Annotated in this window: 20 protein-coding genes; 6 read left to right on the top strand and 14 right to left on the bottom strand. The window is 41.5% G+C overall.

What is annotated here, in order from left to right; all coding sequences use genetic code 11:
* Nucleotides 1-27: 27 nt before the first annotated feature.
* From JXL83_02210 to JXL83_02240, 7 genes are read right to left on the bottom strand one after another with little or no spacing between them, the layout of a single operon-like run.
* Nucleotides 28-2,916, bottom strand: a complete 2,889-nt coding sequence (locus JXL83_02210) for a PD-(D/E)XK nuclease family protein (protein ID MBN2362925.1) — start codon at nt 2,914-2,916, stop codon at nt 28-30.
* On the bottom strand, nt 2,903-6,151 hold the full coding sequence (locus JXL83_02215; protein MBN2362926.1) for a UvrD-helicase domain-containing protein: 3,249 nt from the start codon (nt 6,149-6,151) through the stop codon (nt 2,903-2,905). Before JXL83_02215 ends, JXL83_02210 begins: the two co-directional genes overlap by 14 nt.
* Nucleotides 6,136-7,059 carry a hypothetical protein gene (locus tag JXL83_02220; GenBank protein ID MBN2362927.1) on the bottom strand — a complete coding sequence of 308 codons (924 nt, stop codon included), beginning with the start codon at nt 7,057-7,059 and terminating at the stop codon, nt 6,136-6,138. The genes JXL83_02215 and JXL83_02220 overlap by 16 nt, the downstream gene beginning before the upstream one ends.
* A complete protein-coding gene (locus JXL83_02225; GenBank protein MBN2362928.1) occupies nt 7,056-7,550 on the bottom strand; it encodes an NAD(P)H-dependent oxidoreductase in 495 nt (164 codons plus the stop codon). The genes JXL83_02220 and JXL83_02225 overlap by 4 nt, the downstream gene beginning before the upstream one ends.
* The gene (locus tag JXL83_02230) at nt 7,547-8,248 is read right to left on the bottom strand and encodes a gamma-glutamyl-gamma-aminobutyrate hydrolase family protein (GenBank protein ID MBN2362929.1); all 702 of its coding nucleotides are present in this window, start codon (nt 8,246-8,248) and stop codon (nt 7,547-7,549) included. The genes JXL83_02225 and JXL83_02230 overlap by 4 nt, the downstream gene beginning before the upstream one ends.
* A complete protein-coding gene (locus JXL83_02235; protein ID MBN2362930.1) occupies nt 8,245-9,849 on the bottom strand; it encodes a bifunctional metallophosphatase/5'-nucleotidase in 1,605 nt (534 codons plus the stop codon). Before JXL83_02235 ends, JXL83_02230 begins: the two co-directional genes overlap by 4 nt.
* A 29-nt stretch (nt 9,850-9,878) precedes the next feature.
* On the bottom strand, nt 9,879-12,092 hold the full coding sequence (locus tag JXL83_02240; GenBank protein MBN2362931.1) for a DUF3160 domain-containing protein: 2,214 nt from the start codon (nt 12,090-12,092) through the stop codon (nt 9,879-9,881).
* A gap of 156 nt (nt 12,093-12,248) precedes the next feature.
* Between JXL83_02240 and JXL83_02245 the strand changes: the two genes are divergently transcribed.
* Complete coding sequence (locus JXL83_02245; protein MBN2362932.1) at nt 12,249-14,237, top strand: hypothetical protein; 1,989 nt, start codon at nt 12,249-12,251, stop codon at nt 14,235-14,237.
* Nucleotides 14,238-14,258: 21 nt separating this feature from the next.
* On the opposite strand, the gene JXL83_02250 is transcribed toward JXL83_02245, so the two are convergent.
* The gene (locus JXL83_02250; GenBank protein ID MBN2362933.1) at nt 14,259-16,046 is read right to left on the bottom strand and encodes a chloride channel protein; all 1,788 of its coding nucleotides are present in this window, start codon (nt 16,044-16,046) and stop codon (nt 14,259-14,261) included.
* 427 nt (nt 16,047-16,473) lie between these two features.
* Here JXL83_02250 and JXL83_02255 point away from each other — a divergent pair, with 427 nt between their 5' ends.
* The 3 genes from JXL83_02255 to JXL83_02265 all read left to right on the top strand — a co-directional run bounded on the left by JXL83_02255 (nt 16,474) and on the right by JXL83_02265 (nt 17,652).
* Complete coding sequence (locus JXL83_02255; protein ID MBN2362934.1) at nt 16,474-16,758, top strand: RNA-binding protein; 285 nt, start codon at nt 16,474-16,476, stop codon at nt 16,756-16,758.
* 98 nt (nt 16,759-16,856) lie between these two features.
* A complete protein-coding gene (locus tag JXL83_02260) occupies nt 16,857-17,432 on the top strand; it encodes a biotin transporter BioY (GenBank protein MBN2362935.1) in 576 nt (191 codons plus the stop codon).
* Nucleotides 17,433-17,436: 4 nt separating this feature from the next.
* Nucleotides 17,437-17,652: a hypothetical protein gene (locus JXL83_02265; protein ID MBN2362936.1), complete on the top strand. Its 216-nt coding sequence runs from the start codon at nt 17,437-17,439 to the stop codon at nt 17,650-17,652.
* A gap of 81 nt (nt 17,653-17,733) precedes the next feature.
* Here JXL83_02265 and JXL83_02270 read toward each other — a convergent pair whose 3' ends face one another.
* Nucleotides 17,734-18,414: an SOS response-associated peptidase gene (locus JXL83_02270; GenBank protein ID MBN2362937.1), complete on the bottom strand. Its 681-nt coding sequence runs from the start codon at nt 18,412-18,414 to the stop codon at nt 17,734-17,736.
* Nucleotides 18,415-18,508: 94 nt separating this feature from the next.
* Here JXL83_02270 and JXL83_02275 point away from each other — a divergent pair, with 94 nt between their 5' ends.
* Complete coding sequence (locus tag JXL83_02275) at nt 18,509-19,561, top strand: class I fructose-bisphosphate aldolase (protein ID MBN2362938.1); 1,053 nt, start codon at nt 18,509-18,511, stop codon at nt 19,559-19,561.
* Nucleotides 19,562-19,577: 16 nt separating this feature from the next.
* Here the strand turns inward: JXL83_02275 and JXL83_02280 are convergent, their stop codons facing one another.
* Nucleotides 19,578-20,558 carry a diguanylate cyclase gene (locus JXL83_02280; protein ID MBN2362939.1) on the bottom strand — a complete coding sequence of 327 codons (981 nt, stop codon included), beginning with the start codon at nt 20,556-20,558 and terminating at the stop codon, nt 19,578-19,580.
* Nucleotides 20,559-20,762: 204 nt separating this feature from the next.
* Between JXL83_02280 and JXL83_02285 the strand changes: the two genes are divergently transcribed.
* Nucleotides 20,763-21,581 carry a hypothetical protein gene (locus tag JXL83_02285; GenBank protein MBN2362940.1) on the top strand — a complete coding sequence of 273 codons (819 nt, stop codon included), beginning with the start codon at nt 20,763-20,765 and terminating at the stop codon, nt 21,579-21,581.
* 17 nt (nt 21,582-21,598) lie between these two features.
* Here JXL83_02285 and JXL83_02290 read toward each other — a convergent pair whose 3' ends face one another.
* From JXL83_02290 to JXL83_02305, 4 genes are all read right to left on the bottom strand, one after another.
* On the bottom strand, nt 21,599-21,751 hold the full coding sequence (locus JXL83_02290) for a T9SS type A sorting domain-containing protein (protein ID MBN2362941.1): 153 nt from the start codon (nt 21,749-21,751) through the stop codon (nt 21,599-21,601).
* A gap of 30 nt (nt 21,752-21,781) precedes the next feature.
* A complete protein-coding gene (locus tag JXL83_02295; protein MBN2362942.1) occupies nt 21,782-22,399 on the bottom strand; it encodes a hypothetical protein in 618 nt (205 codons plus the stop codon).
* Between the two features lie 73 nt (nt 22,400-22,472).
* Nucleotides 22,473-22,754: a hypothetical protein gene (locus JXL83_02300; GenBank protein ID MBN2362943.1), complete on the bottom strand. Its 282-nt coding sequence runs from the start codon at nt 22,752-22,754 to the stop codon at nt 22,473-22,475.
* The gene (locus tag JXL83_02305; protein MBN2362944.1) at nt 22,747-23,028 is read right to left on the bottom strand and encodes a BrnT family toxin; all 282 of its coding nucleotides are present in this window, start codon (nt 23,026-23,028) and stop codon (nt 22,747-22,749) included. Before JXL83_02305 ends, JXL83_02300 begins: the two co-directional genes overlap by 8 nt.
* Nucleotides 23,029-23,268: the final 240 nt, after the last annotated feature.

Consider the following 23,268-nt stretch of genomic DNA (forward strand, 5'->3'; position numbering starts at 1 on the left):
TTTACAGCCTCGACGAAATGATTCAAGTTAATTCTTATTCACTTCGCAGAGATTCCTGAAGGAACAGTACGAACAGCTTTTTTTTGACGGTGTGGCTAAAAATTCCTCGTTAAAAAAGATGTCTCTCAGAACGCTTTCAAATATCCCGTTGAATTTATTGTAGTATTCCAATACAGTCTTTTTTTCTTTAAAAACTTTATTTTCGATTTTATCCGAAGATTCTCTGAGAAAATAATACTTCCCGTTTATGTTCCCGATTCCGTTCCCCATTTTAGACCGCATTCTTATATAAACAAGCACCTGAAAACATTTACATATTTTATTCAGCTCTCTGAATTTTTTCCTGTAATTATCAGGGTCAAGATCAACAAATTCAGGAGCCTCGTATTGTAAAAAGTTTTTATGAAACAATGACTCACTTTTTTTTGACTTGTAATCGCAAATTATAATCTCATTTTCTGATCGTTCTATTCTGTCTATTTTTCCCCGAAAACCGACTTTCAGACTTTCGCAATGAAATTCTTCCGATATTTCTTCTTCCAAGGCGATTATTTCAATTTTGTTTTCCTCGATGTTTTTTCTGTCCCACTCGAGAAAATTCGTTACAATTCTATTCATCGCCCAGAATCTTATTTTTCCGAGTCCTTCATCGGAAATAATTCCCTTTTTATGGAAAATATTTGTCAGAATTTTTTTCATCTCAGAGATGTCATACGTTTTTTTACCGTAATATTCCTTCAGAGCCTCGTGGACAACCGTTCCGATCTCAGCGGCGTCAGGATTTTCTTCCAGGGACTCCCTTTCTTCGAGTTTGAGAATCCTCTTGAAATAAAATTTAAGCGGGCAGGAAATATAATCTTCGAAAGAGCTCGGAGACAGACCTTTTTCAAGCATCATTTCTTTTATCTCGTCTGTTTTTTTCACACTACGGGTTTTTTCAACCGGTGTCAGCGAGAACCGGAGCTTTTTTTTCGTTATAATATTCTCCCTGGAATCATTGTCTGATTCATAAAAAAGCGTCTCGATAAATCTGCTTCGCTTTTTTACCTGTCCACCGAGTTTTTCCGGATAGAATATTTTTACTGATCCTGCTGAAGCAAGCACGGAAAAGAAATTCGACGCGTATATACTTTCCCAGTCGCCGTAATGTCTCATCGAGAATAATTCCTTAATATCGCCCGGCAGAAGAGGATCGTATTTAGAAACATCGGGCATTACGCCTTCGATGCAATCGGCAATGAAAACCGCGTCAAAGTTAATGTTCCTGAATTCGAGAGCTCCCATCACCTGAATTCCCGCCAGGGGTGTCCCTTTGAACCTTACGGGGACAAGAGAAAGTTTGTGCCTTATGAGATTAGCGCTGTTTTTTGCACAGCCGCTGTCCGCCGCTTCAGGGTATTCTGCGAAAAAACCGCTTGTTTCAATCAAAGCTTCCCGCGCAGACAAGATAAAATCTCCGAAAAACAAATAAGAATACTTTTCAGAGGAAATTATATCTAGACATTCTATCAGTCTGCCGCACAGTTCCGTGAGATTTTCATCTTTTCGCGGCATATAAATCCTGTTGATCTTTCTGAAAAGTTCCGAAGGTTCGTTCCATTTCTCAATGTTTTTAAATCCGCCTTTTCCGTCAACTTCCAGCTCAAGTATGTTTTTTTCCACCAACAACTCTTCGAATCTGTGCAATTCCACCCTCAAAAGGTTTTTGTCTTCACCATGTCCGGAAAGCTTTACGTATGGATGCCTTATCATATCCAGATAAAGACAAGATGGCACCATACCGTTTTTTATATTTTCGGTTATCTTCAACAAGGTGTCCAATAGCTGGAACAGAGGTGTTCTCTGGAACGGGTAATTTAATGTTATATTGAACAGTATTTTTTCTTTTTCGAGGTCGAACCTCGCGACTACGTTATTGACAAAAGACATCAGGTTCGAAGGTTCCGGGAGTAAAACTCCTATTTTTGTCAAATCTCCATTTTTATTTTCTCTCAAATATTCAGCCAAAGCGTCAAAAATCTGTATCATTTCGTGTTCGACATTCGAGCACGGATATATTTTTATTTTTTTCAGGATTTTCGAATAATCGAACTTACCGGCTTCTTTCAAATTGCTGTCGCAGATGTCTTTCAATCCTTCCACCGTTTCATAAGCTGTTCTGAAAGGAGACAGGGCTGTCGTTTTTTTCGATCTTTCAGTTCTCAAAACAAAAAGTGAATTTTCGTATCTGTCCAGAACATTCCTGATTAACAGCTTTTCGCTCGAGTTCAAGGCGTTGAAACCCGCAAAGACAAAGGATTCGGCGCCGAGTAATTCAAATTTATTCATTATGCTTTTCGACCTTATTTTTCTGTAAGTCATTCCTCTCGTAAATTTCATTCTGTCTTCGTGAGACTTTACAAAACCGGAAATTATTTTCGGCATGTTTTCGATAAAACTTCTGTATTCGATGCTGTATTCGCCGAGTGAAGAGAATTTTTCGTAAAGACTGTTTTGCTCCGGGATCTTTTCGGACTCGACGAGTATCTCTTCGACACACGCCATAATCTTAAGCGCCCAGGGATAGAACGAGGAAAAGCTTTCAGTGTCTTCTTTTCCTGCGTAAATTTTATTATCTATGAATATTTCTTTAACTGTTTTATATAGAATGTAAGAGGATTCCATCTCACTCGCCGCTGTAAAAGCCGGCGCCGAGAGTTGATACAGTTTTACGGCAAACTCGTCTATGGTCTTCATTTGAGGCAAAAAACAGGTTTTCTTTATCCTCTTTGCAAATTCATCTTTGAGAAAGAACTCGAATCTTTTGGATGGAAAAACAACATAAACCCTGGAGGATTCTTTACCCAGGTTCAATATTTCCTCGGCCGTTCTTTTTACAAGGTCTTCGGAAAAATCAATGATTTCAATTCTTGACAAAGACGCCCTTCTTTTCGTCGAGATATATCAATACGCATTCAATTTTTCGTCCCGTATATATTTCTTCGAGCTTTTTTTTATACTTTTTTATCTGTTCGGAATGCTCTTTTTCATTCTCGCTTCCCGTCTTGAAATCAACAACCGCCATTGCGTCTTTTCCAACTACAATTCTGTCGGGCCTGTAAATTTCACCCGAATCAGACAAGATTTCCCGTTCATTAAAGAGTTCAATATCACCTACGAAATATTTTGAAATTTCAGGTTTTAAAAGATAAGAGATCATCTCTTTTCTTTCATTTTTGTTCAGCAATTTCAGCCCGAGTCTTTCTTTCAAGTCTTCCTCGAATTTTTCACCGCTTTTATAAACTCCGAGAAACGAAAGAGTTTCATGTATCGTTTCTCCTCTTTTCTGTCTGTCAGATTTGATTTCACCGGTTTTGTAAACCAGATACTCCTTGTTCATGCTGAAAACCGGCGTTTTTTTTGAAGGAATCCCAAGGAATTCTGAGTCAATTTCCGTTTTTATTTTTTTTTCATTGAGTGTTCCGAATGACAATAAATTATTTCCGTCAATTTTTTCCTTGATATGCCTGTTCTCTAAAACAATGTCCTGAAAACAGTTGATTCTGTTGATGCCCGTTTTATTTTCTCCGCTCTTTTTTCTTTTCCCTATCATAAACAAACCGTGTTTTGCTCTTGTCATCGCTACGTAAAGCAGGTTAAATTCGCCCGAGTTGTCTTTGACGATACTTTTCCGGTAAACGTTTCCCAGTCTTTCGTCCAGACCCGCCCACTCCTTTTTAATATATTTAATTCCGGTTTCATCAGTGTATATGCTGTCGGTATTACCTTTTAATTCTTCGGAAATATCCAGTATTACATTGCTGAATTCGAGTCCTTTTGATTTGTGCAGCGTCAATAGTTTGATTTTATCCTCTCCCTGAGGTATGTCGATGTAAAAGGTCCGGTTCTTTTCTGACAAGATGTCTTCTATGAAAGAGAGAAAAGATGAAATTGATGTTCGTTGTGAAACCTCCAAATCGTGAAGTGTCTCTCCTAACTTGATTATGAAGAAGGATGACTCGGGAAAATTTTCATAAATCCTGAATCTGTAAATCATGTCCTGAAAAATGTCGTAAGCTGTCATGAAACCCACAGACTTGAAAAAAGGATCTACAAATCTGTTCCACACTTCGCCGTGTTCGTCTCTGAAAACCGAATAAAACCGTCTCTGGGCTTTATAATACAAATCGTCGCGATGACGGTATTTAATTCCTAAAGATTCGGCGGCTTTTCCGAGTAATCTGCTGCCGGCGAATTCGAAAAAACTGAGATCGTCCGGAGGAAAATCTAGAAATCTGATGAATGAAATGATCTCCCTGATCAAGGCATCGTTTGTCAAATACATTGCCTCGTCAGTTATGCATTCGTGCCCTTTTTCAGAGAGATATTCAAACAGCTCCTTAATATGGTCGTTTTTCCTCAAAAGTACTGCAATGTCGCCGTTTTTCCATCCGGATTCTTTTAATTTAACTATCGTCTCATGAATTCTCGAATAAGCGGGATTTTCTAAATCGTCATTTTTTTCGACAACAGAGATTTCGACATAACCTGCGTCAAAATTTTTAAAAGCCGGAAGTTTTTGTTCCGTGTTTGAATAATTCCCGTCGAACTCGTTTTCCAATCCGAAAACACCCAACATATCAAGATTCTCTTTTTTCCAGAAGGAATTGTTGAAACCGACGATTTCCCTGTCGCTCCTGAAGTTGTAATCCAGATTTTCTCTGTAGGTGCCGGCAGTTCCCGCGCTTTCCTTTAGTTCGAAAAGTTCCAGCACTTTCTCCTGATCGAGCATCCCGCTTTCTATGCCGCGCCATTGATATATGGCCTGTTTTCTGTCGCCGACAATAAAAAGCGAGCTGTTCTCTTTTTCCGAAACGACGGCGTTGCTCGCCAGAGGAGCCAGCATTTTTATCTGAGCCGTGCTCGTGTCCTGAAATTCGTCTATGAGGTAATGAGAAAACCTTTCAGACAGTTTAAGATAAAGATAAGGAAGAGATTCTTCAGTGAGGCAGTTTTTAATAAGGGAGAATATCTCCTGCAGGTATACTGTGTTTTTATTCCTTCCGGAAAAATGAACCGTGAACTCTTCCGTCAGATTAGAAATCGCAGCCACTTTCAGGGAGGAATATATGTATACGAATTCTTTGAGCGACTTTGAAAACGGATCGAATACATCTTTTATTTCTTTTTTTACATCATCTCCCGTTTTGACCCTGATAATGTAGTCGTAACTTTTTGAAACAAAGGATTTTTCGGCTATTTTAATAAGTTGTTCAAATGTTTTTCGGTCATCATGAATTATAGATCTGAGAGACTGCCCTGCAGATTCTGAAAATGTATTGTGATTAATTTTACCGTAGTGCTTTTCAATGACCTCCAAATACTTTTTGCACAGCGAAACACTGCCGTAAAATGCTTTCCAAAGCTTATTTTCAAGGTTCTTAATTTCAATTATTTTTGAGCTCTCATTTTTTAAACTAAATATGCCGGCAATTTTTTTTATTAATGCTTTGTCTAAATTGAAATTTCCTCGGGGGTCTAATTGCACGATTTCTTCAATAGAAGTTTCCACTTCCCGCCAGTTGTTTTCGACTTTTGTTATGAGAAAATCGCGCACCAAATCTTCCAAATCTTCTTTGATATTATCTTTGAGTTTAAAATCCGCCTTTATCCCTTGAATCTCCGGAGAGACCACTTTCAGTATTTTAGCTGACAGGGAATCTATCGTTCCCGTGTTGTAGTCTGAATAGCATGTCGTTATGAGCTCGAGAAAAAATTTCGACCAGGTTGCGACTATTTTTCTGCTTTCGTCTGCTTTAAAACCGCATCTTTCAGAAACTTCATCGAAAACTGTCATAATCGCGCCGTCGTAATTGCTATCAATATCCGAAAACTTCCAAAGATAGCCGAGTATCCTTTCACCCATCTCGTTCGCAGCGGGATTCGTGAAAGTCACTGCGATTACGGAATTGAGTGTTTTTCTGAATTCCTCGATATTTTCAGAAGTAAAATCATCGCCGGGATTTCTTTTAAGGATGAGGTTCCTGAAAGACAGGAACAATTTTGATAGGTATTCGGAGGCGAGCTTTGTCGTCTTTCCCGAACCGGCCGAAGCCTCAACTATTTTAAGATTGAGTTTGTTTTTTTCTTCCCGCACTACGGAGTTTTCCACCTGAACCCGAGACCTTCCACTCCTTTTACTGTGGCAGTCCCGGAAAATCTGAAAATGTGCTCAGCTGTTTCTGCGGCTTCTCTCGGTGTATAGCCGTTCTCTAATATAAGATTCAGGTAGTAAAATTCAAAAACCGCGCTTCCGGCCCAATCGACGGGCTGGACATAGCCGGACACGACAAGTCCGTCATTCCAGTCTCTTCGCGAACGCAGTATCCTGTCCGGTATATCCCCCGACATAATGTTGCACGAGCTGAAATGAATGAGCAAAAGATTTTCACAGGGCTTAAGGGCGTCGACAATTTCATCTGCTCCGGCGATACCGTCTCTGAGAACCAAACCTTCTTTCTCTCCGTGCGTTGCGAAAAGGATGCACACTCTCCCGGGAAGAATCGCGGTTTCAGCGCAGAAATTTATGAGATCTCTCTTGTCGTGGACGAATCTCTGCCTGACCTCGACTTCACTGAGGCGTGCGAAAAAGGCTTCCAGCATGTCTCCGAACGAGTATTCATCCTCGTTCATGGATTCCTGCCACTCGGATTCGAGAACTACGAGCCAGATTTTTGAAGTGTCTTCAGGCAAAGATCTCGTACCGGTCCAGTCGTACCAAACAACCGTTCCGTCCTGCCTCCATTTCCCCGTAAATGCTCCGCCGCCGGATGAAAGTTCGAACCATCCTTCGCCGACCGCCGAAGGTTCGACGTATCTGAAATTAAACCTTCCGTTCTCGTCTATTTTACCTGAAATTTCACAGTATCCGCTGAAAAAATACCCCCCTTTGACTTCATCGCCGCTCTGTTCAAGTATCATTCTTCCGTATGTAGTCTGCCAGTTTCCTGAAAAGTCCGCAGAAAAACAACATGCCGCTGAAATCAAGACGGCCAGGATTATGTAGATTTTTTTATTCATTTGCCTTCTGCCTTTTCAGCCATGCTGACTGCCCATTCTTTGGCTCTTGTCGACTCCAGATCCGTGTTTTCAGCGAGAGGATTTTCAAAATCCGCACTGCCCAAAATCTCATTGCCTGTGAGTGCTTTTTCCATGTTTTGGAATATCTTGCCTTTCCCTCCTCTGTGACAGCAAAAAAGAGCCGTCTTTTTTCCGCTCAAATAATCTTTTGAAAAGAAAGTCCTGAGAGGCGGTGCAAAAGATCCGGCCCAAACCGGAGATCCAATGATTATCAGGTCATATTCTCCGGGATTAATGGATATGGTCTCAAGGGGCGGTTTTTTTTTGAACAGCACTGAAGTCCCGCCTGTGAAATATTTTCCAGCCCCCGAGGGTTTGTAGTCATTCACAGGTTTAATTCTCAAAAGATCGGCGTTTATCTTTTCAGCCATCGCTTTGGCAATCATATCGGTGTTGCCTTCGAGCGAATAGTACACTATCAAAGTTTTCATCTTTCTCCTCTTTTTACAAATTCATCTATAAAGTTTTTAAAGATCAATTCCGCACCAAATCTATCGTCCGGCATTTCTGAGATAACCTTTTCCAGATCTATTCCGTATCCCTTCATTTTCAGTATTTCGTCGGTAAACAGCTTTTTTGCAGTCGAGCCTTTCATTTCAGGGTGGAACTGAATCCCCATAACTGCTTTGGATGCGTTCAACATGGACTGGACCCTGCATTTATCGCTTTCAGCCGTCCTTTTAAAGTCATCAGGAACGATTTTGACTTCATCGTAATGTGCTCCGATGACCTTGAAGCGGCCAGGCAATCCCGAATAAATCGGTCCGTCTTCGAGAACTTTGACTTCAATAAAGCCCATCTCAGGTGATTCGGCTTTTCCAACGGCTTCTTTGCCTCCGTGAGCCCTGGCAATGAGTTGATGCCCGTAGCAGATGCCTATCACGGGAATCGATTTTTCAAAACACCGGAGATAATATTCCACGGCGTAATCGAGCCATTCGTAATCGTCGTTTATGGAATACTGCGAGCCTGAGATAACGACGAGAGAAGCTTCACAGAGATCAGGATATTTCATTTCGAATCCGTTTACGTATACGGTTTTCAAATAACCGCCTATGTCTTTGTTGAAATAATCGAAAAAATCCTGCCCGAGACTTAGATCCACTACGTAAGCTTTTTTCAACATCATTTGATCCTGATTCTTCCGTCTGTCAGCGCTTCTACTGACCGGTTTTTAATGAAAAAATCGAGGAACGGATCCGGAGCATAAACAGAAGTCGGCTGTTTTTCAATGGAATCGCCGAGAAAAACAAAGTGTCCGTCTCCTCCTCCTGCCAACCAGTCGCTGACTATTACTGTATAGATTTTTTCGGGTTCCAGAGGGTTCCATTTTCCTTCCTGAAATATTTCGACACTGTCAATCCTGGCTCCAGGTTCGAGTACGCGCAAAACTTCCCTGCCGGAATAGACAGCGCAGAAAGAAGGTTTAAGCGTGTCTATTTCAAATCTGACTCCTCCGACCTGAAGAAATCCTCCGTATGAAGCGCGCATAGAATCCGGGCAGTCAAACTGAGCACCGAGTTGTCCGGAAGCCGAGACTTCGAGAGTCTGTTTGATTTCAGCGCCAGTCATTGCGACTTTTATCAGTTCATTCCTGAAAGGGAGTATTTCCAGCACAGTCCCGTATGTGATCTCTCCGGCAGGATATATCATGTCTCCTCTTATGGAACCTCCGTTCAGGAAGGCGACGTCAGCATCCTGAAACCACCTCAACCACGAATCACAAATCAGATTCCCGATGTTGGACTCTCTGCCTCTTACAACTGCTCTCGTCGCGTCAAACGGAACCATTGAGACCCCTAATGGTGTAGACAAACCGCTTTTGTACTTTTCTTGAAATTCCAGCATGATCTCTCTCACTTCTTCGTCAGATCCGGCAGTAGAATCAAGTAATTGAGATCTAAAATCTATCGAGAATAGATTTGAATCCTCGAAACTCAGCACGAGAGTGCCTATCGTCTGTGCTCGTGCACCGTTTTGGACAAGGACAACACCGTTGACTTCAACGCAGTACTCTGTGTGGTCGTGCCCGCCTATGACAGCGTCTATTCCTTCGACATTCATTGCCAAGATACTGTCGTAAGTAAAACCCGTATGCGTCAAGCCTATTATGCAGCAACATCCGGCAATCTCTAACTCACAGACAGCTTTTTCGGCTGCATCAAGCAGGTCAAACGGCATAAAAACCTGTGAATCGCCGGGGTTTGTCAGTTTGAAAAAATCCGGTGTCATCAGTCCGAAAAATCCTATTTTTATTCCTCCGATTTCTTTTATCGTGTAAGGTTTTATTCTCGATTGAAGACTTGTGTCTGAAAAAGTCATATTGGCGCAAATCAGATCGAAATCAGCCTTTCTCATCGCTTCTGCGAAGACCTCCGCTCCGTTGTCAAACTCATGATTCCCCGGGCAATATACGTCGTAACGCGACATATTCATGCCGGTAACTTCGGGTTCTCCATTGAACATGGAAAAAAGAGGATTTATAAAATCGTCTCCTGAAGACACCAAAAGAACTCCGTGAAAACAAGTGTCGGATTCGAGGTTACTTTTGAAAGCCGATATCCTCTCAAAACCTCCCACAGTGAATTTTTGTCCATCTTTGGTCATTTCATAAGGCAAAATTACGCTCTGGAGATCCGAAGTCGCCGCAATGGCAATTTTTACAGTTTCTGAAGCAGCTGCGCTTGTCAGTAAAACCCAAAGCGCGAGGGCCGCAATAAATCTCTTCATATATCAGCCTCCGTTATAGACCGTTTATTTCATCGAGTTATATAAATCCAATCAGGTCTTTCCACTGCTTTATCGCCTGTCAATTCCCTCCACTTCTCGTCAGTCAGTCTGTCTCCCATCGGCCACGTGAATTCCCAGTAACTGAGTACCGGACCCAGGGCAGCTTCAATGTGTCCGTCGGGCCTTGCGTACACTATTATTGCGAGGTCGAGATCGCCTGAAGCGACTTCGAGGACGGACGAACTGTTCTGATCCGTGTGAACATCTGCTATCAGGCTTGTTTCCACTCCTTCTGTTACGTCCCCTCCGTCGGACAGGGCGTTTTGAAGGCTCGAAGAAAAATATTTCAGGAAATCGGCGTCTTCAGCGCTTAAAGGTTTTCCTGCGAGTTCTTTCTCGGATATTTCTTTTATTCTTTCCATAACTGACCGAGCCCTGCTGAATTTCCACGTCAAAGCCTCGTCAAAATAGCCGTACGATTTTAAAGCTTTTTCGAGCATAGTCAGCACAGCGATGACTTCGGCATAGACTTCCGGAACAGGCTCGACAAATCCAGCCGAAGGCGGCAGCGGCGGTTCATGCCCGTTGTTCGGTGCGCATCCGGCTTCCATTGTGTAACTCTGCTTGACGTACAAAATATTGTCGTGCCTGAGCATCGCCCATGAAGCCAGAAAATTCGACAGAGAATGTTTCTGCCAGAATTCAGTGGTCATGAAATCCGCGTATCCTTCCCCTCTCTCTTTCATCAGCAGATAAATACACAAAAGCCAGTTATTGTATAGCGTTTCATGCCAGACCTTCTGTTCGAATCCGAGAATTCTGTCCTTCAGATCATTCAGGTTCTTATTGTAATTTGAATAGAAAGTGTCTCCGTTCTCGCACAGTATTTTGTAAGCCGCCTGACTTCCGAATACGGCGGCCACATCCAGCCCTGACGGCATAAACCTTCTCTCACCTGATCTGTTCGGTCCTATTGTCGGAAACACCATTCTGCCGAGCACTTCGCTGTCGAAAGCGTATCTTTGACCGAAAAGCCTGAAGCCGGCTGTTATCTCCTGTGTTTTCATCAGTTCATTCGTGTCGAATTCTCCGGTTTCATCAGGCATGGCGACAAGAGCCCCGGTTCCGCTGTAAATTTTTGAATCAAGATAATTTTTAATCAAAATACCCGAAAATCTTCCGTAAAAATCACGGTTGTATAAATCTCCCGCTGTCAATTCGCCGCTTTCAGTCTCCTTGACCGCTCCGAGATACTCTGGAACAGACATGTCATCGGCAAAACCGGCGAAAAAAGCCGTAACAGAATATATTTTACACCATTTGTCTATATACTTTTCGCCGTCCGGCGCCGTCCCCGAACAGAGGTCCGAAACCATCTGAAGCGCGGTGCCCGTCATGTAAATCGCTTTTTCTTCGCTGACGAGATACATCTCCTGTCCGCTCTGATTTCCTTTTAGAGGGAAAGTCATTCTTCCGAGCCACATCATCGCCTTAAAATATCTTTTTAGGGAATCGCTCGACGGATAATGCCCTCTGGGGACGTACTGAGAAAAATCCTCTTTGTAACCGAAAACATTGCTCTCGGCAAAACCTTCATGAGCTTCAATCAGCTGTACTTCCTTTTCCACTATCTCTGCGATGATCGGGTCCAGTTCATGCGACGGTTCGAGAAGTTTCAGAGCCACTCCTGAATAAGCGGCCGCTAAAAAGTTCTCCCTGCGCAAGTTTGTTTCGTAGAGATAAATCAATATCTTTACGAGGTCAGCGTAAAGAAAATTTTCTTCGACGTGTTTCAATGAATTGTCAAAAAATATGTGCATCAGGTGAAGTGCAATTCCCGATGAAACGAAAACAGGCTGATTCGAGCTTTCGATAACCTCGAAAGCACTGACCGGATTGTCCGTCAGATACAGGGAAGAAGTAACAATGAATCCGTTTTCAAGAAGTTCAGCCGGTACACCGGACAGCCCTGAAAATAACAGCACTTCGTTCAAGTTGATAATCGCGTTTTCATCGAAAGGAAGTCCGGCTCCCATCATGCGCGGGTTCACGTCGCTGGAAACTTTTTCGTAAAACGTTTCTCCGAAATCCGAAGATATACCTATTTCGGTGAAATCGGTTTTTTCAGAGACGTCTTTCACAGGTTTGAGATCGAGAGCGTGGAGATTGGTTTCGGGAATGTTATTACTGCAAGAAAAGAAGAAAATGACTGCGGCGGAAAATACGAATCCTCGTTTGAGCATACATTCTCCTTTATTTTAACTATTTTCATATAACTCCGGTTAAGATTATAAATCATAGGTTTTCAAATTACAGCCGCTTTTTATGAAACCGAGTTTTAATTTTTTTTTAGCAGGTTTGTTATATAATCATTTGGTACTTTCACAAACGAGGATCAAATGTGGAGCTCAAAGGTAAAAATATTCGGAATGCCTCTTGTTTCGGCGGGCTTTTTCGCCAGGGGCTTTTTTTCAATAGGTTTTGCCGGCACCGGCGTCATAACCATAGCGCAATTCGGCACCGGCGTCATTTTCATAGGCCAATTCGGCATAGGATTATTCACCTTGGCGCAGTTTTCCGCGGGTTTTTTTTCAATGGGACAATTCGCCGCGGCGCTTTGCGTCGCCATCGGGCAGGGCGCAATAGGTTTTGCAGTTATGGCTCTGGGGGGATTAGGTTATTACAGCGTCATCAGACCCGCATCGTTCATGTCGGGTTTGGAAACTCTGTTTTCAAAGATTTCAGCTGACCCCCTGCCCTTTCTGGCATGGACAACTTCGTGGCTGTTAATCTTTCTTTTCTTCTACATGCAGAAAAGCAAATTCACGGGCAACTGGAAGCTCAGGGATTTTTTCAGGCCGAAGTGGAAACACAGCTCTTTAAAATACAGAATAAAAAATATATCAAAAATCGGCAATTTGAAGATTCTTGAAGAAATTGTCCTGAACGACCCGGTAACGGATGCTAAAATAGCGGCCATAGCAAACATTTCGGACCCGGCTACTCTCCGCTCTTTCGCGCTCGACAACTCCCTCAGCTCCATTCACAGTCACTCCGTCAGGAAAATCGAAGACGAAAACGTCCTGCTCGAAATAGCTCTCAATACCGACAACCACTCTATTGCAGGGGACATTTTTTCAAAAAAACCCCTGCAAACACACCTTAAAAAAATTGCCCGCGAAGCGAAAAACGATGAAATCAGAGCCAAAGCCATCCTTAAAACCGAACCGGACGAAAATTTCCTGTCAGAACGGGCCGACAGGGAAACAAACGACTCGATTCTCATGTCAATAGCCGAAAAAACCGCGCGCCAGGAAACTTTGTTTGACATAATAAAGAAATCTGCGAATGAAAACGTCAAAACCTTTGCCGCGAAAAAACTTAAAAAGGAAAACATTCCGGTCATATCGCGGCTTTTGGCCGAAGAAGTTTTTCTTTCCTCCGCCCGCAGTCTGGCTTCACTGATAGACGACCAGGACACTCTAAAGTACTTGTCGAGAACGGCGGCACATCCCTCGGGACGCATAGCCTCTGTCGAAACCTTGACGTCTCCCGGAGATGATTTTTTGACCGATCTTGTCAGGGAAGAAAATGACATTTACGTATGTAAAGCCGCAATAATGAAGATTGCCGATACGGACCAGCTGAAAAACCTCGCCATGAACTACCCGAAGAAATCCATTTCCGTCCTCGCCGTGGGAGCAATAACTCAAAGACACGTTTTGTGGGACATATTCCGGAACGCGACAGACCCTAAAGTCAAAGAGGAGGCGAGATCGAGGTTTGAAGATTTGAAACCCGGATATTTCGGTTTTAAAATAGAAATGAAATGCCCTTACTGCAGTCAGCCGGTATTCGTCAACGGATTGTTCAGTTCTATAAAATGCGGATCATGTCTTTCAAACATAGATCTCGACGTTCATTTCTGGAAAACTGTTATTACGTCATCCACCGGTATAACAAGACAGCTGACGTATAACGATCTGACTGTCGAGAAAACAGCGTCTTTGCCGAAATGCCTGAAATGCGGAACAGAACTCGACGTCGAATTGTATCCTGCCGGAAAAGACTCGTTCGTCGAATGTCCGTCCTGCAGGGAGCACAATCCTTCATTCCCTCTCCCCGAACAATTCAACTGGATACAAGACGCCAATCAGCTGTTTTGCGCTGAAAAACAGAGCGACGAAACAAAAATACTTGGTCAGACAAAACCTGTTTCAATTACGTGCGTAAAGTGCGGCGCTCCTCTTACCATAACTGTTGAAACGCCGAGAAATGCCGTCTGCGGTTACTGTGAAACGGTTCAGTATCTTCCGGACGTTCTTTGGACTTCACTCCACCCTGCACGCAAAAAACGCCAGTGGTTCGTCTCTTTTACAAAATCATGAAATAGTCAAAACGGAAAACAATCAGAAGTTTTTTTTGAAAAGAGATCTTTTTTTTTCTCTGTAAGCTGAAAATATGTCGGATCGCGTCAAAATTCCCTCGAATTTCGCGCCTTCATCTCTGCTCACTACTATGTAGAGAGGAGACGCCCTGAATTCGTTTTTAGTAAGTACGTCCTCAAGGGTGTCATCCGGATAGATTTCAATTATTTCCCTTCTCATAATATCTGATACTTTTAAAGATTTGTTTTCTTTTACGGACGCCATCTCTTTTTCTGTGATGATTCCCGTAACCCGATTATCTTTGACAACCGGAAATTTTCCGTAACCTGTTTCAATTATCAATTTTTCCACATCTTCGATCGAGGAGTCTTCATTAACGGTGACGACATCAATTTTCATCACCTCTTCCACCGTTACGGTCTCAAGAGCGTTGACTTCCATGTCGTGTTCGATGTTCACTCCCCGTCTTTTGAGCTTTATTGTGTATATACTGCCTTTAAGAGTCACGATGGCGACAATATCACTTATGACACAAGACAGCATCAGCGGCATTATTATGTTGTAGTTGCCCGTCATTTCAAAGACCATGATTATCGCCGTCATCGTCGCTCTGCTCATTCCGGCGAAAACGGCCGCCATTCCGACAATCGCGTAAGCCTGGAAACTTGCTGTAATCGAAGGGAACACCTGATTAAGAACGATTCCCAAACTGCCTCCGGCCATGGCTCCAATTACAAGAGAAGGGGCAAAAACGCCGCCGGATCCCCCTGAACCTATCGTAAAAGAAGTGGCTGCAATTTTAAGGAAAACAAGCGATGCTACTACAAAAAGCGACAAACGCGCATTCATTAAAAGATTTATAGTGTCGTATCCGTTGCCAAAAACCAGAAGATGTCCTGTTTTCACGAGTAAAATGGCGCCAATTATTCCTGTAAATAATCCGCCTACAGCCGGTTTCAGGAATTCTGAGAAATTCATTTTTCCGAAAACGTCTTCAGACAGGTAAACGGACTTCACGTATAAAAAAGCTATTCCTCCGCATATTAGACCCAAAATTATATAGAATAAAAATTCCCAATTGCTGACGATGTTGTATGGAGGAAGAGTAAAAATCAATTCAGGTTTTTGACCTATAAGAGAAAGGAATAATTTGGACGTAAGGCTCGCGAAGACAGATGAGATAACTATCGGGACGAAAGATTTTGTTTTAAATTCCCTTATTATCAGCTCAATGGCAAACAGCACGCCTCCGACAGGAGTGTCAAACGTCGCGGATACGGCACCGGCAACACCGCACGAGAGGAGAATGCGGGTCTGATATACGTTGAGCTTAAAAAATTGGCCGAAAGCCGATCCTATTCCTGCTCCCATCTGGACTATGGGTCCCTCTCTTCCAGCCGACCCACCTGATCCGATAGTCACGGCAGAAGACAGAGCTTTTACAGCGACAATCCTTTTTCTTATCTTTCCGCCGAACATTTCAAAAGCTTCCATAACCTGCGGGATACCATGCCCTTTTGCTTCTTTCGCAAAAAAATAAACCAGTAAACCCGACAAAATTCCTCCCAGAGCCGGAAGAAAAATTATGTGAAAGGGATAGAAGGAATTCAGAGAGGCATTTATTTTAACCTGAAACAGATCGGTAAAAACATTGACTAGAAAACGGAAACAGACGGCAATGATTCCGCATACAATACCGGTTATAGCCGCCATAATATTCATACCGACGTATTTTGAGGTTTTTGAGCGGCTCTTTTTTCCGGTGAGTTTTCTTTTTATCAATTTAAGGTTAACTGTAATTTTCTTCAATTACTATTTTCCCGCAATAAAATTTAAAACCTCATCTTTCAGACATTACGTTAATTAACCTATTCTTTTCGTTTCTGCCTGCTTTTTAAAGTCATTTTCCAAGCAACACGATAATTTACAGGATAACACATGAAATCCGCCAAACAAACATAAAAGCGAGCTGGGAATCTTCATTATTTTCAAAAATATTTATGTCTCATCCGCACACGAAGGCGGAAACCGGGAAAAGGCTTCAGATGTTTGATGAAATGGAATTTTTGAAAATTCTTCGGGGGTCTTAAAAATACAGTTAGACAAACATTTCATTAAATGGTAGAAATTACATATTGTAGGCAAGTTTAATTATGTTTTTAAGTCAGGTAATCTCCAATATTCTCCCTTGAAAACATTTTAAACAGGTTATGTTGTTTTGCATACGGAGGTTTTGATGCAAGAATGCAGGTTGTATGTTGGTAATCTGGCTTATTCGGCTACTAAAGAAGAACTGCAGGAGCTTTTCCAGCAATTCGGAGAAGTCAAGCAGGTCAGTATAATCGAAGGCAAAGGATTCGGTTTTGTGGAAATGGCTAATCCGGATTCAGCCAGGAACGCCAAGGATTCTCTTGATGGAAGAGAATTCAAAAGCAGAGTCATAAAGGTCAATGAAGCCAGGCCGATGAAAAAAGAAAGGCCGACGAGAGATAATTACAGGAGGAATTACAACAGAAACTGATTCCGGTATTTAAATATATCAAAGAGAACTCAAAAAAATTGAGTTCTCTTTTTTTTTGTGTATAATTAAAAATCAGCTCAACCAATACGGAGGAAATAATGACACTGGCAGGAATTATTAAAGAAAAGACTAACGTCAGGGCAATATTTTTTGAAACAGCACTTTTGATCGCAGGAACACTGTTACTGACAGCCAGCGCTCAGTTTTTCGTTTTTGTCCCTTTCAGCCCCGTACCATTCACGTTCCAGACTTTCGCGGTCCTCCTGCTTGGCGCCGCTCTTGGTTCCAAAAGAGGCGCATCTTGCGTCATCTTATATATAACTCAGGGAGTCCTCGGCCTGCCTGTTTTTTCCGGCGGGACGGCCGGATTTATTCATTTGGCGGGTCCTACCGGCGGATATCTGGCGGGTTTTGCTTTCGCCGCTTACGCAGCAGGATATCTCGCCGAGAAAAAATTCGACAGGAACATCCTCAAAACCGCCGCCCTGATGATAACAGGAAACGCGGTTATTTACGCTTTCGGCTTTGCTTGGCTTGGAATTTACACCGGATACTCCAGGGCTTTGCAAATCGGAGTCCTTCCATTTGTCGTTTCCGACCTTCTTAAAATAGCTTTGGCGTCTTTGATCCTGCCTTCAGCGTGGAAACTTGTCGGCAGAGGAGAACGTATATAACAAAATGCCGGCGATAATAAGCTGTACTACAGTCATTGCGATCATTCTATTTATCATCGGTTTTTTGTTCTTGTATTTTCTCTTTTCATCGAGAATAAAACAAGACGCTTCCGGAAAAATTAAACGCCGGAACAATGACGATGAAACTTTGAGCATATTTAAAAATCTTGATAAAAAAGCCGAGGAAGGCAAATTCGAAGACATTAAAAAGGACAAATAAAATTAATTGCGATCAATTTGTAACGAGGTATTTTATCCTTTGCCCGTAAATCGAATCAGTTGGGTCGCATTTCCTTTATATTCACTCCAGCGGGGCGATGCATTCGGGTGAATCGAATGAAGGTGAATTGACTTTTTTCGACACTTCATGGAAAACCAGGCTTTTTCCTTCTTCATTATTCAACACACTGTCCAGCTTCCCCCTGTCGAAAATTCCGTTGTCTATCCAGACGTCCAGGTCTTTTCTGCCGAGAATTGCCGGCGCTCTTTCATGAATGAATCTTATCCCGGCACCTGCTTCGACTGTTACAATTGAAACAGTCTGCAAAAAAACACCTTTCCCGTCTGTCCAGACGTCAAATATACCCGCGAAAGCCATGGTTTCACCGTTTTTATTAAACAAATAGAACGGCGTTTTTTCTTTTCCCGTTTTTTTCCATTCGTAATATCCGTCAGCCATCACTATGCATCTTTTGTTTCTGAAAGCTCCGGAAAAAGAAGGTTTTACGGCCAGAGATTCCGCTCTGGCATTTATCATACTGTAAGACGTTTTCGGTTCCTTCGACCAGGAAGGAACAAGCCCCCACTTCGCAGACTTTATTTTCCGGTTTCCCTCAAAAACCAAAATCAGAACATTTTGTCCGGGAGCCACGTTGTAAGACGGTGTTTTGACGGATTGGGCGTCAAAACTTTCAGCCATCGCGGCATCAAAATCCTTTTTCAGTTGAGCCAGCGAGCTTTTTACAGCAAATCTTCCGCACATTTTCATCTCCGGTTTAAGTCATTGAATTGTATCAGAAAGCGTATTAGAATTTTAACCGAAATGTAGGGTTATTTTCAAAATAAAAGGAGGCCGCATGATTGAAAAAATAATTCGATGTCTCGGCGGCGAAGCGGAAAACCTCCTGAACTACCGCTGTTCAGGCATCCCAAAAGAGAACCTTCATCTTCCAGGAAACGATTACATAGACAGAGTGTTTTCTGCAAGCGACAGACCAACGACCGTAATGAGAAATCTTCAGCAGATTTTCAACACAGGAAGATTGGCCGGAACGGGATACCTTTCCATACTGCCCGTAGATCAGGGTATAGAGCATTCTGCCGGCGCTTCTTTCGCTCCGAATCCCGAATACTTCGATCCTGAAAACATTGTCCGACTCGCGATAGCCGGAGGATGTAACGCCGTCGCTTCCACTCTCGGAGTCCTCGGTTCCGTGGCGAGAAAGTACGCTCACAAGATTCCATTCATAGTAAAGATTAACCACAACGAACTTTTGACATATCCAAACATCCACGATCAGACGCTTTTTGCCTCCGTCGAACAGGCTTTCGATATGGGAGCAATCGCTGTCGGAGCAACTGTTTATTACGGATCCGCGGAATCGAGAAGACAGATAACCGAGATTTCCGAGGCGTTCGAACACGCCCACGGACTTGGCCTTGTCACTATTTTGTGGGCTTATCTCAGGAATGAGAGCTTTAAAACCCAGTCAACAGATTATCACGTTTCCGCAGACCTTACAGGACAAGCCAACCATCTCGCCGTAACCATTGAGGCGGACATAGTCAAACAGAAACAACCTGAGAACAACGGCGGATTCAGAGACTTAAAATTCGGAAAAACCCACAAAGATGTTTATTCCACTCTCGCAAAAATACATCCAATAGATTTGACGAGATATCAGGTCGCCAACTGCTACATGGGCAGAATCGGGCTTATCAACTCGGGCGGAGCATCAGGCGAGAATGATCTGTCTCAAGCAGTTAAAACTGCCGTAATAAACAAAAGAGCGGGAGGTATGGGGCTGATTTCAGGCAGAAAAGCTTTTCAAAAACCTTCGGAAGAAGGAGTCAGTCTGCTGAACGCCATACAGGACGTCTATCTGTGCGAAGACGTCTCCATAGCGTGATGAGATTTTCTCCCTTTCATCTCTGCCCGTAGTTTTTGTAAAAATCTTCTTTTTTTCTGTACATTTGAAGGTCGGCGAACGAGATAAGCTCTTCAATGCTCCTTGGGTTCTGAGGATCGAACACTGCGAATCCGTAACTGACTGTTATGTTGTATTTCGTTTCTTCTTTTGCGTTGTGAGTGTCTAAATTTTTTCTAATCCTTTTCCAGATAAGATCGGTTTTTTCAAGCGCCAGGGACTGAAAAATTATTATGAATTCGTCTCCTCCGAGCCTGAACACGACGTCAGATTCCCTTATCGAAGCATTGAGAATCTCTGTGAGTTTGACAAGCAGATTGTCTCCCTCGTTGTGTCCAAAATCATCGTTGATGTTTTTCAGTCCGTTGACGTCGACAAAACATATCAAAAATGGAAGGTTTTCCTTAAAAGATTCCTTTATCCTGTGCTCGAGAAATAAAAGACCCGCGCGTCTGTTATAAATGCCTGTCAGGTCGTCCGTAGAGGCGAAAAATCTAAGTTCTTCTTCTATTTCCATTTTTCTGTTCAGTTCTTCCTGCAGTTTTTGATTGGTCTTGGCGAGATTTGATGCCCTTCTTTCCACTCTTTCATTCAATGTGCTTTTAAGTTCTTCTAAATTTTTAGTCCACATTCTGTTTATCGAAGTGGCGTCAATAATAAAGCATACTGAGCCTGAAAAACCTGCTTCAATTTTAAAAGGAATAATCTTCATGATCGCGGTCATTTCGCGGTTGTCTTTTTCATATTTTATTTCGATTTGGGATTCTTTGCCATCCGCCATGATTTTTTCAAGAGCTGTCTCAATATATTCTTTGTTCTTGGGTCCGAACAAATCCGAAATTTTTACATTTTTGCCGCTTTCAGACTTTCCTTCGGCTATCTTTAGAAAGTCTTTGCCGCAATTCAGTACTGTCAACTCCGAATCTGTCAGAAGGACAGAAAAGTTTCTGAATTCGAATATATCTTTTTCTATGCCCATCGTATCCAATCAATAATTATATTTGACCGGCGTGAGTCGTAAAAATTGACTTCACATTATTTTGTAAATTTTATCTTTTTTATCGTCAATTGGGAAACAGTCTCTTCAAAAATATTTTATTTTCCGTTTCAGCAGTTTATGTTAAACATGAAATAGACCTGACTGTGTGATAGAATAACGAAAACTTTTCCATTGGAGGGTGCAATGAAGAAAGTATTTTGTTTTTTCCCTGTTTTGATGATTTTCGCCACTGTTTCGCAGGCAGAATCGGGCATGCCGACATCGCTCGATATTTCTGAAAATTTGCATCCATATTACATTCAGGACAACCTTGACCTCACAAGGCTCCCGGAGGGTACTATCAGAGTCTTGACCGAAAATGAATGGATCGAATTAACTGTAAATAACCTGTCTGAAAAATTTATGGAGTGGAACATCGCGAGCAGGAGAGAAGCCCTTCAAATGTGGAAAAACGGGGAGATGCCGCCTCTTTCGGGCCCTCATTCAGGTATGATCGCTTCATACGGCGGAAAAAGGGAAGACACCAGAATCAGCATTAACAACGCCGTAAAAGGTCTCGGGTTCCTTCCGAAAGAGGAATTCATTGAAGAAGTGTCAGAACTTCTGACAGATAATTTCGATTCTTCTTTCATCCGTAAACTCGACATCCTCGATTCACTTTACAGCAATCCGGACATCTTCGACAAAACTAAACAGGTCAGTCTCGAACTTTACACCACTGAAGAATTCAGGACCCACACTTTCCTTAACATAATTGCATGCCCGTTGGTTTCAATCGTCTTTCTCGACATACCGTCTTATGAGATAAAAGCCGTCGCTCAGATCATACATCCGGAAGATCCCAACCTTTCCGAATACGAAAGAAATACGGTCGAATACATAAACACCGTCCACGACTTCATACACGGTATTTCACCTGAAAAATCAATGGCTCTCGTCTTTCATGTGATAGAAGTCTTTGACAATTCACCGAGATCAAGGGGAATCAGGATAGTTCCTTGAAATATCTCTTGGAATAACTATAAAATTACAAACTTTCCCTCATGTAATTTTCTTTCACCCTCTATCCTGAAAAAGTAAACACCGGGATTCAGATTTCTGACGACAATGCTTGTTCTGTTGTTTTCTGTTTGGACTCTGTAAGAGGATTCAATTTCTCTTCCTGACCCCAAATTTCTGCGACGGTAAACTCATACCGGATTTTAGCGGTTCGGGCGTATATTTTTCCTTAGTTGCTTCCAGGATTTATAGCTCTTTTCGGCGTTCAATTTTTTTAGTTTTTTCCATTCGTCAATAGCCTGTTGTCTTGTCGCACGTTTTTCGTTTGCCAAATAGTCAGAAATAAAATTTATATATCTTCCGACATCAACCTTTTCAAATTTCCCCTCTGTCTGATTGAGTATAATAAATTGGTTGATCAGGTCTCCATAAGTTATTCTTTTTCCATTTGTAATTTGTCGATCACGCCAACGGTTTAGACGATACCAGACTCCTGATTTTATTTTTAGTCCTCTTACAAGTTTGTCTGCTTCTGTTTTTATAAAATCCGTTGTCTGTTTGTTACTCGTATAATTGATAACCGGCAATGAAGCTGTCAGTCCGATTTCAATGTCTTTTTTCCCACGTTTTACAACGTTCTTTCTGTCTGATTTTTTTACCCGTCCATTCCTGATGTAATATTTTATTAGTTGTTCTAATTCGTCTTTGCGAAGTTTGCCGATATATTTTATGCCGATTTCTCTGGCAAAGGCTTTTATCTCGTCAGAATACCAATATCCATTATCAAATTCAGTTTCGGTTATTTTCTTTGTGAGTTTAATCTTTTTTTCTTTCGGTTTAGTTGATCTTAATGTTGTATCACGGCTGCTTTTTTATATCTAGTTCACCCGCTTCTTAAATTTTTAATTTAATTTTATTTTCAGTATATTGATGAATTAATGCTCCTATTAATGTTTGATATGGAATTCCTGTTTCAATTGATTTTATTTTTAATTTTTGTATATCTTTTTCGGATAGTCTTATACTAATATGCTTAGATTTTGAAATAGTATTTTTAGCATATTCTTTTGCTGTTTTTATATCTTCTTTAAATGATTTTGATTGTTTTAATTTTCCATTTTCATAGTTATTTAATATTTTTAATTCTTCATTATCATATTTTAATTTACTATTCATGTTTACCTCCTAAAATAATCTTAGTTGCTTTTCTACTTGGTATTATAGTTTTAAGAAATATTTCATTATCATTTTTAACAAATGGCACTAAATATATAAAATTATTAACATTCACTGCATAAATTTTTTGATTTATGTAATCCTTCTGGTTTGGATGTTCATATACATCAACTAAATTTCCCTCATTAATTGCCAATATAATTTCCTCAAAGCTTATATTTCTTTCAAATTTAAGTTTTTCATTTTTTTCTTGATTCCAATTATAAACATTCATATATTATTTTATTACTATGTATATACATTGTCAATGTTATTAAATTCAATATACATTAATCTTAAGGTTTATTCTTTCGAAAAGGGGGACGTTGGTTCCAAAACGATTTGACAAAACAGTATAAAAGGGACAGGTTTAATAAGTAGAATAACAGGGGCTGTTGGTTCAAAATTAGTTTTAATGGACAGTATAAATGGATTGGTCTATTGTTATCCCAAAAAAAGGTTGGATGAAAGCGGC

It is taken from the genome of candidate division WOR-3 bacterium, assembly GCA_016934535.1.
In the GTDB taxonomy this organism is placed as follows: Bacteria; SDB-A; SDB-A; order SDB-A; family SDB-A; genus JAFGIG01.